Source organism: Streptomyces sp. NPDC036822, assembly GCF_055609145.1.
In genome coordinates, this window is the sequence record NZ_JBVJPY010000048.1 from 1 (window position 1) to 7,665 (window position 7,665).

General features: G+C 67.6%; 8 protein-coding genes and 1 pseudogene. 5 read left to right on the forward strand and 4 right to left on the reverse strand.

Annotated features, from left to right (window positions below; genetic code table 11):
- On the reverse strand, positions 1–157 hold a 157-nt coding region (locus tag ACZ68P_RS35830; protein ID WP_471013550.1), incomplete at its 3' end, for a MerR family DNA-binding transcriptional regulator.
- Positions 158–575: 418 nt separating this feature from the next.
- Here ACZ68P_RS35830 and ACZ68P_RS35835 point away from each other — a divergent pair.
- The 3 genes from ACZ68P_RS35835 to ACZ68P_RS35845 all read left to right on the forward strand — a co-directional run bounded on the left by ACZ68P_RS35835 (position 576) and on the right by ACZ68P_RS35845 (position 1,912).
- Positions 576–842: a hypothetical protein gene (locus tag ACZ68P_RS35835; protein ID WP_471013540.1), complete on the forward strand. Its 267-nt coding sequence runs from the start codon at positions 576–578 to the stop codon at positions 840–842.
- Positions 842–1,671, forward strand: a protein-coding gene (locus tag ACZ68P_RS35840) for an IS5 family transposase (protein WP_471013553.1) whose coding sequence is annotated in 2 segments (ribosomal slippage) — positions 842–1,178 and positions 1,178–1,671 — 831 coding nt in all. Because the reading frame shifts where the segments join, the coding sequence is not laid out codon by codon here. Before ACZ68P_RS35835 ends, ACZ68P_RS35840 begins: the two co-directional genes overlap by 1 nt.
- Before the next feature lie 4 nt (positions 1,672–1,675).
- A complete protein-coding gene (locus ACZ68P_RS35845; RefSeq protein ID WP_471013541.1) occupies positions 1,676–1,912 on the forward strand; it encodes a hypothetical protein in 237 nt (78 codons plus the stop codon).
- Between the two features lie 321 nt (positions 1,913–2,233).
- On the opposite strand, the gene ACZ68P_RS35850 is transcribed toward ACZ68P_RS35845, so the two are convergent.
- The gene (locus ACZ68P_RS35850; RefSeq protein ID WP_471013542.1) at positions 2,234–2,479 is read right to left on the reverse strand and encodes a hypothetical protein; all 246 of its coding nucleotides are present in this window, start codon (positions 2,477–2,479) and stop codon (positions 2,234–2,236) included.
- A 1,135-nt stretch (positions 2,480–3,614) separates the two neighbouring features.
- On the reverse strand, positions 3,615–4,172 hold the full coding sequence (locus ACZ68P_RS35855; RefSeq protein ID WP_471013544.1) for a cytochrome b: 558 nt from the start codon (positions 4,170–4,172) through the stop codon (positions 3,615–3,617).
- Between the two features lie 871 nt (positions 4,173–5,043).
- Here ACZ68P_RS35855 and ACZ68P_RS35860 point away from each other — a divergent pair.
- Together ACZ68P_RS35860 and ACZ68P_RS35865 are read left to right on the forward strand one after the other, a co-directional pair.
- A pseudogene (locus ACZ68P_RS35860) lies at positions 5,044–5,394 on the forward strand (LuxR C-terminal-related transcriptional regulator); the annotation flags it as partial.
- A 153-nt stretch (positions 5,395–5,547) separates the two neighbouring features.
- Positions 5,548–6,377, forward strand: a protein-coding gene (locus ACZ68P_RS35865; protein WP_471013553.1) for an IS5 family transposase whose coding sequence is annotated in 2 segments (ribosomal slippage) — positions 5,548–5,884 and positions 5,884–6,377 — 831 coding nt in all. Because the reading frame shifts where the segments join, the coding sequence is not laid out codon by codon here.
- Between the two features lie 521 nt (positions 6,378–6,898).
- Here the strand turns inward: ACZ68P_RS35865 and ACZ68P_RS35870 are convergent.
- Positions 6,899–7,123: a hypothetical protein gene (locus tag ACZ68P_RS35870; protein ID WP_471013546.1), complete on the reverse strand. Its 225-nt coding sequence runs from the start codon at positions 7,121–7,123 to the stop codon at positions 6,899–6,901.
- Positions 7,124–7,665: the final 542 nt, after the last annotated feature.

A 7,665-nucleotide genomic window follows, 5' to 3' on the forward strand; every position in this document is an offset into this window, starting at 1 on the left:
GGCGGTGACCGCCTTCGGAGCGCAGCGGGGTGATGAGGCGGGCCTCGCCGAGAGCGCGGAGGAAGTTCGGTGTGGTGCCGAGCATGTCGGCGGCCTGGCCCATCGTGTAGGCGGGGTAGTCGTCGTCGAGGCGGCTGATGGGGTCGTGTGCTGTCATCTGCACCTCTCTGCGGTCAACGCGTGGAGGGGCCCTGGTGCCGTACGGCACCAGGGCCCCGAAGGAACTACACCATCTGCCGGCCCTGATACCGCGCGTGCCTTCTGTACTCAGTTGCTGTCGGGGGTGCGGGGATCGCGGTTGCTTGGCCGGAGACCACCTCACTACGGCATACCGGCCAACTGCGGGCCTGCGGTAAGGGAGCTCTGTAGAACGTCCGCACAGTCCCGGGGGATGTCCCGGACAGGCCATCGACCAGGCAGGACATCTCGCCGCCTGTCCGGGACATCCGCTTCCCCTTGGCAGCGCGGCGCCGACTCGACGACCTTGTGCTCGGCAGATCTTTGGTCCGCAAACGGTCTGCCTGCCCCGGCCGGCCAGGACGGGGATCGTCACTACCACTCATGGGAGAAGAAAAATGAACCGATTGCGCGTCCTCCTGCGCTCCGCGGGCACGATCACCGCCGGAGCCGCACTTGCCGCGGGAGTGTCCGCCGGAACCGCCAACGCCGTCTCGGTCAGCTGGAATGCCCAATACACCCAGGCCGACATCGCCGGCGCCCACGCTTGGGGCTCGGTGTCGCAATCGTCCTCCACCAGCCGCATCTATGTCACGACCAACATCCGCGATTCCGCTAGAGCCTGTCGTCAAAGTGATCTTGGATTGTGGATCATGGAGTGGTGATACGTCGCCATGAACTGTCCGATGCCGAGTGGGACCTCATACGTCCGTTGCTGCCCCGGCCTGCGCTGGGGCGGCCCCGGCTGGACGACCGGATGATCCTCAACGGGATCGTGTGGAAGTTCCGCACCGGTGTCCCCTGGCGGGACGTTCCCGAGCGATACGGCCCGTGGACCAGCCTGCACACCCGCTTCCGCCGCTGGGCGGCGGACGGCACGTTCGACCGGATGCTGCGGGCTGCGCAGGCGAAGGCGGACGCCGCGGGTGACATCGACTGGCTGGTGTCGGTCGACTCCACCATCGTCCGCGCCCACCAGCATGCCGCCGGGGCTCGAAAAGGGGGCGCCAAAGCCCGGCCCTCGGCCGGTCCCGGGGCGGCCTGACCAGCAAGGTCCACCTCGCTTGCGACGGGGTCGGCCGCCCGCTCGCGTTCGTCCTGACCGGCGGGAACACCAACGACTGCACGCAGTTCACCACGGTGATGGACGCCATCCGGGTGCCCCGGACCGGACCGGGCCGTCCTCGGACCAGGCCCGATCACGTCATCGGCGACAAGGGCTACAGCTCGAAGGCGATCCGCACCTGGCTGCGGCGCCGCGGCATCAGGCACACCATCCCTGAGCGGGCCGACCAGGTACGCAACCGGGCCCGGAAGGGCGGCCTCGGCGGCCGCCCTCCGGCCTTCGACAAGGAGGTCTACAAGCACCGCAACGTCGTGGAACGGTGCTTCAACCGCCTCAAGCAGTGGCGAGGCATCGCCACCCGCTACGACAAGACCGCCCAGTCCTACAAAGCAGCCGTCACCCTCGCCTCGCTCCTGATGTGGGCCTGACACTTTGACGACAACTCCTAGCGACAGCAAAGGCGCGCGAGTCTTCGTCCGCGCCACCTATCAAGACGGCTGGGGCGGAAGCCGCACCGAAAACCTGAGCGCCTCCGGCTACCTGGCGGAGGACCAGCGAACCTGGAACTTCGACTTCACCACTTCCTGGATCGAGGTGAAGGAGTGCAAGACCGAAGGAGGCATAACGGAGACGTGCGCCGACTGGCACAAGATCTGGGGCGGACCCTGATCCGGTGAACACTGATCCGGCCCCGGCCAAGGCGCGGGACGGAATGCACGTTGCGCCGGCGGATTGAGCGTTGCCTCCTGCCCATGTGCCGCGGTTGAGGCTGACGGAGGCAATTGCCCGGCTGAGGGCGGGTCCCGTAAGTGCGCCCCGTGGGGCGGGGCGCACGCGCCAGCCTGTTCAAGGATCAGTCCAGCCCGATTGACGCTCACTTCGTCACCGGTGGCATCAACAGGAGGGAGCTTTGGTTTCATCTGCTCCTGGTCGGCTTTCGAGCTGCTAGGTGAGATGCCGGTTAGATGATTCCGGCGTGCAGCATCTATCTCAGATGCCGCATCGCGCGGCGGCGTACAGCGAGGGTTGCAGGGCGCGGTAGATCCGCAGGCTCTTCCGGACGGTACAGGGCGGCAGGTCGGCGAAGACGAGGCGTCTGGCGCGGTGTCCCTGCCCGACGGCGTGTATGTCGACGATCGGCCGGCCGCAGCAGTCGTCGTACGGAACGATGTCGCCCACCCGTAGCTCCCACGGCATCAGCTCTATCGCCAGCGTCCCCTGCGGCGGACGTGGCAAGCACGGAGCAATAGCCGGCGAGTCGACAGTGAAGGTGTTGACCGAATCCGCAACGATGATCCACTGGTGCGTCACCCCCGCAGCCCTACCCCACCACCGAGGCCGCTATGCGAGGTTGTGTCGCGATGGCCGTCGCCTCCTGCGCCGCACGCGGGCTGCCGCCCCAGCACGGCAGTGTGGGCACCCGATGGTGCGGGTGTTCGTCCGTGTCAGGCCGTGACTGTGGGGCATCGGCGGTGACGATCCGGGCGAACGGTGGGCAGTTCACGAGTGAGGGCTGCGCTCGCGGATCGTGAGGCAGCCGCAGACGTCGAGGGCCCCCACCGGGCCGCGGAGGTAAGCCCGGGTGGGGCCGGGCGAAGCCCTGCGAAAGGGGAGAACGCAGGGGCCTCACGCGTCTGGAGTGTGGCACGGCTGGCCTGGAAGGGGCGCGGGGACACCGAGGCTTCCATGGCGACCGTTCGAGAATCATGCGGACGGATGAACCCTTGCCTCAGGCGCATTCCTACCCGCCAGGCGATAGGCATGCGCGGCCTGACACGGTGATCGCGGTATCTCAGATCATCGCGCCAGCGCCGAGGACGGCGAGCAGCCAGGCCCTCTCGGGCGGGATGTACTGCCTGTGACGCCTGAGAAGCGGGCGTACGTTCTGGTGGCGTTCCAAGCTGCGCCGGAGGCGCTGAGAGCGCGTCGTAGTGGGCGGCGATGAGGCGTACCTATATCTCGGCGAAGTCGTGGACTGGACTGCGGCGGTTTCGGGCGATGGGTCGAATAGGCAGAGGCGTGTCTTTGCACTCATCACAACGGGCTGACAAGGGTGGGGTAGCTGGTACAGACGGCGGGGGTCATGGCGCTCGATGACGACGGGATTCCTCGGCACCGTCGGCGGTCGACAACAGTCGTGCGATGAGGGCTCAGCCTCGATCGCGCTGCTCTCGCCCTGCTCTTGGGCGGTGAGCGGAAGCTGAAGCAGCGGCCTGTCGGCCGCTGCTACTGGGTGTCCGTCGAACTGACCGCACGCGCGAGCAAGAGCGGAGCCAGCCAAGGGCCCAAGCCCGGCCCTTGGCCTTTGAGAAGCTCACCGAGGATGATGACTCACCGAAAGCCTTGCCGCCCGCGGCCGCAACGCTGAGCTCTACAGCATCCGGCGCAGAAGGTGGTTGCGGTGGATGAGGGTGTGCTTGAGCACCAGCCCGATGTGAACGGTGACGGCGACGAAGAAGGCCACGTGGGCGGCGACGTGAGGAGCAAGCGCATCATCGTCCCCTACCGTCAGCAGCCACAGGCCGGTCAAGGGCATCGCCAGCAACGTCGCGTACAGCACCGTCTCGGTCCAATGAGCCAGAGTCCGCTCCCCTGCGGAGAGCACCGCAGACCAGGGAGGCAGAGGAGTGGTCCACCGCCAAAGAAGGCGAAGCAGCACGAGGCCAAGGATCGCCAGCCCCAGGGCCACGTGGACAGTCAACAACCGGTCCTCCCCGAACTCGAAACCGTCCTCGCCGCCCCGCCCACGCCCCGACTCCCCACCGCGCCCCCGGCCGCGCCCATGCCCGTTCCCGGATTCCATCTGGTAGCCAACCGTGAACTGCGCCACGAGCAGCGCAGCTACCAACCAGTGCAGTACCTTCGTCACGAGCCCGTAGCCGTGCGCTCCGTTGCGCCACCGGGCCGCCGTCGTTGTGGGTTCCGGCATCCGGTTAGTCTCCCCCAAACAGACCTCACGATTTCTACGCCGCTCCGGCACTCCCGTTTGGTGAACCCGTCGGCCGGGAGGTTTCCCCGGCACGACGTGCCTTCGCCCGCCCGGGCCGAGAGGGATGATCCCTTCGCGGGGATGCGCGTCGAGGAGAACCCGTAGTCGACAGATGGCTCGACCTGATCGACGACATTCACCTGCTGGGCCTCATGCGCCGTCCCTGAGCGGCGCTCTGGGGGCACGGCGTAGGCCGAGCGGTCTGGGTGCCTCGGACCGTTCGTGAGGCTCGATTGCGCATCGGCCGACTCGGCCTTTAGCAGGGCGGGGCCACATCTGGGGCTTGTGTGCATGGCTCGGCCTGCCCCTTCCCCCGCTGCCCCTCGCGGGCCCCTGGTTGTTAGCAGGGAACTGTGATGCGTGCCGGCTGGCACGATGGCTCTCCCTTTGGGTGACCCGGCTGTGTGGCGGCCGTAGCCTCGGCCGTATGAGCGTTTTCCTGCCGTTGCTGGCGATCTTCGGGGGGCTGGCCGCAGTCCTCGTTTTCCTCATCTGGCTGGCACGTCACGTCCGACGGCGCGGCACCGCGGGCGCGGGTGTCGCAGCGGCGCTGGCGTCGTGGGAGGAGGCGTACCGTGTGACCTCGCACGAGTCCTACTGGGAGATCAAGGCGCAGTCGGAACGTCAAGTGCCTGTCTTTTCGCCGGACGGCCCCTGGCCTCGCGATACCCCCGCAGCCACACGTGTGAGGGCGGGTGTCCGCGGGCGCCGCTCGGCATCGCAGTCCCGCGTGGGTGTGAGCCTGGGCAGCCTGGTCTCCCGGTGGCGGGCTCGGGGGTGACCTAGCCCCGAGCCGACCGCTCTCTCCCCCAGCGAGCTGGAGATTCTGGAGATGGTCAGCACCGGCATGACCCGCAAAGCCATCGCACGCCGCCTCGGTGGCTCGCCCAGCACGGTAGCCACCTCTCTCGTGAAGGTGCGCGGGAAGTACGACAAGGCCGAACGGCCGATCACCAAGCCCACCGACTACCGGGACCGCCTGCGAGAACGGCACCTGGACCGCAACCGCCTCGACCCGGCGGACCGACGGCTCGTGCAGCCCGTGAGGGAGTTCAGGGGGACTCCCTTGCTTCTCGGTGAAGGCCCCTGCTCTCAAGCTGGCCTAAGCGACATCGAAGGCCATCCGCTGGAACGCTCACCTCAACCAGCCGCGGCTTCATAAAGACGCATGACGGGATGACAGGAGCGGAGGAAGCCTCTCTCACGGTCTCGCGCGAGCCGGTAGAAGACGCTGTGTCCGTCTGGTGCATCCTAAACGAGCCGACCCTAGAGCCTGTCGTCAAAGTGATCTTGGATTGTGGATCATGGAGTGGTGATACGTCGCCATGAACTGTCCGATGCCGAGTGGGACCTCATACGTCCGTTGCTGCCCCGGCCTGCGCTGGGGCGGCCCCGGCTGGACGACCGGATGATCCTCAACGGGATCGTGTGGAAGTTCCGCACCGGTGTCCCCTGGCGGGACGTTCCCGAGCGATACGGCCCGTGGACCAGCCTGCACACCCGCTTCCGCCGCTGGGCGGCGGACGGCACGTTCGACCGGATGCTGCGGGCTGCGCAGGCGAAGGCGGACGCCGCGGGTGACATCGACTGGCTGGTGTCGGTCGACTCCACCATCGTCCGCGCCCACCAGCATGCCGCCGGGGCTCGAAAAGGGGGCGCCAAAGCCCGGCCCTCGGCCGGTCCCGGGGCGGCCTGACCAGCAAGGTCCACCTCGCTTGCGACGGGGTCGGCCGCCCGCTCGCGTTCGTCCTGACCGGCGGGAACACCAACGACTGCACGCAGTTCACCACGGTGATGGACGCCATCCGGGTGCCCCGGACCGGACCGGGCCGTCCTCGGACCAGGCCCGATCACGTCATCGGCGACAAGGGCTACAGCTCGAAGGCGATCCGCACCTGGCTGCGGCGCCGCGGCATCAGGCACACCATCCCTGAGCGGGCCGACCAGGTACGCAACCGGGCCCGGAAGGGCGGCCTCGGCGGCCGCCCTCCGGCCTTCGACAAGGAGGTCTACAAGCACCGCAACGTCGTGGAACGGTGCTTCAACCGCCTCAAGCAGTGGCGAGGCATCGCCACCCGCTACGACAAGACCGCCCAGTCCTACAAAGCAGCCGTCACCCTCGCCTCGCTCCTGATGTGGGCCTGACACTTTGACGACAACTCCTAGGACCTCTCCCCCCCCACTCAAGCGACCCCTCTGCGCCCCACTTCCACGTCGAGCGCCCCAGGGGTGGGCCGCAAGCGCATCGTGGTGGGGCTCCTCACGGGCTGATCGCTTTCACAGAGCATGATGAGCAGGCCTATGTCGGCAGGCCGGCGCCCGTCGTGGTCAGGTACCGGCCTGCTCGAGACCAGTTTCAGCACAACCCAGGGACAACCGCACCCCCACTGGCCCGTCCGCGGCGGTGTGCGGCGGTCGATGGAGTAGGACCGCGGCAGGTAGCACAGGTGCTGTCGACAGATGTTTTGGTAGTGGCCTGACAGCCCGGAAGTCCAAGTCGGGTCGTTCGCGTCGGCTGCCTGCCGCAGTCAGCCGAGGCGCGGCCGACGTGGATGATCACGAGCTTCGGTGATCTCGTACAGGATCCGGTAGCGCCCCACATGGGGCCGGAGGCGGTCATGCGTCCGGCTCCTTCATCGCCGGGGAGAGCGCCGCCCATCCTGACATCAGGCTGCGTGCCATTCGTGTGCGCGGCCTCCACGCCATTCGACCAAGTTCGGGTCGTCGATCACCGTCTCGGGGTCAGCAATTCCGGCAGCTTCGAGGAAGACAACCAGGTCGTGATCGGAGTGCGCCAGGCCGAGGAGCTCGTCATATCCGTACCGCCGCACGGTGACCTTCCGACCCCCGGAAGCCGAGGGGCGGTGCACGGTAATCGGCGCACTGCTCATGCCACCAGGCTCACCCGCCCGCACCGCGGGCACCAGTCGACAGCCCGGATACTCGCCGGGGTGCCCGGCCTCGGGAAGCCTCGAGGGAGAGCGGTGTTCCGAGCTCTCGGCTCACCAGTGCAGGACGGTGAATCTGGTGGCGCCGGCCCGCGCCCGGACCAGCTCAGGTGGGGCGTCCGTCGCCTATACGCTTCCCTGGCTGCGCAAAGGGGTCCGAGCACATCAGGGCACCGGGCGGTGCGGTGCAGGTATCTACTGCCGCCTCACCGTCCCCTCGCCTCGCCCGGCTGGTACGCAGCCGCTCTGCGCCACGAGTAGTGGTGTGCTTCTACGCCTCCCCAACGAGGCGGGCCTGACACACGCCTCGACGTCGCTGACGAGATGCGATCGATTGCCTGCGGCCTGCTTCACAACGACAGGCCTTGAGGGACACAGCGCGAGGACCGTCTAGTGACCCGAGTCGGAGGTTTGTCGTTAGTTCGGTATGAGTCGTCCGGGTCCGAAGATTCCGCCGTTGTCAGTGACTGATACCCAACGGGCTG

What these genes read in the sequence shown, in the direction of transcription:
- ACZ68P_RS35835 (WP_471013540.1), top strand. Translation starts at nt 576, where the DNA reads ATGAACCGATTGCGCGTCCTCCTGCGCTCCGCGGGCACGATCACCGCC.
- ACZ68P_RS35870 (WP_471013546.1), bottom strand. Translation starts at nt 7,123, where the DNA reads ATGAGCAGTGCGCCGATTACCGTGCACCGCCCCTCGGCTTCCGGGGGT.
- ACZ68P_RS35855 (WP_471013544.1), bottom strand. Translation starts at nt 4,172, where the DNA reads ATGCCGGAACCCACAACGACGGCGGCCCGGTGGCGCAACGGAGCGCAC.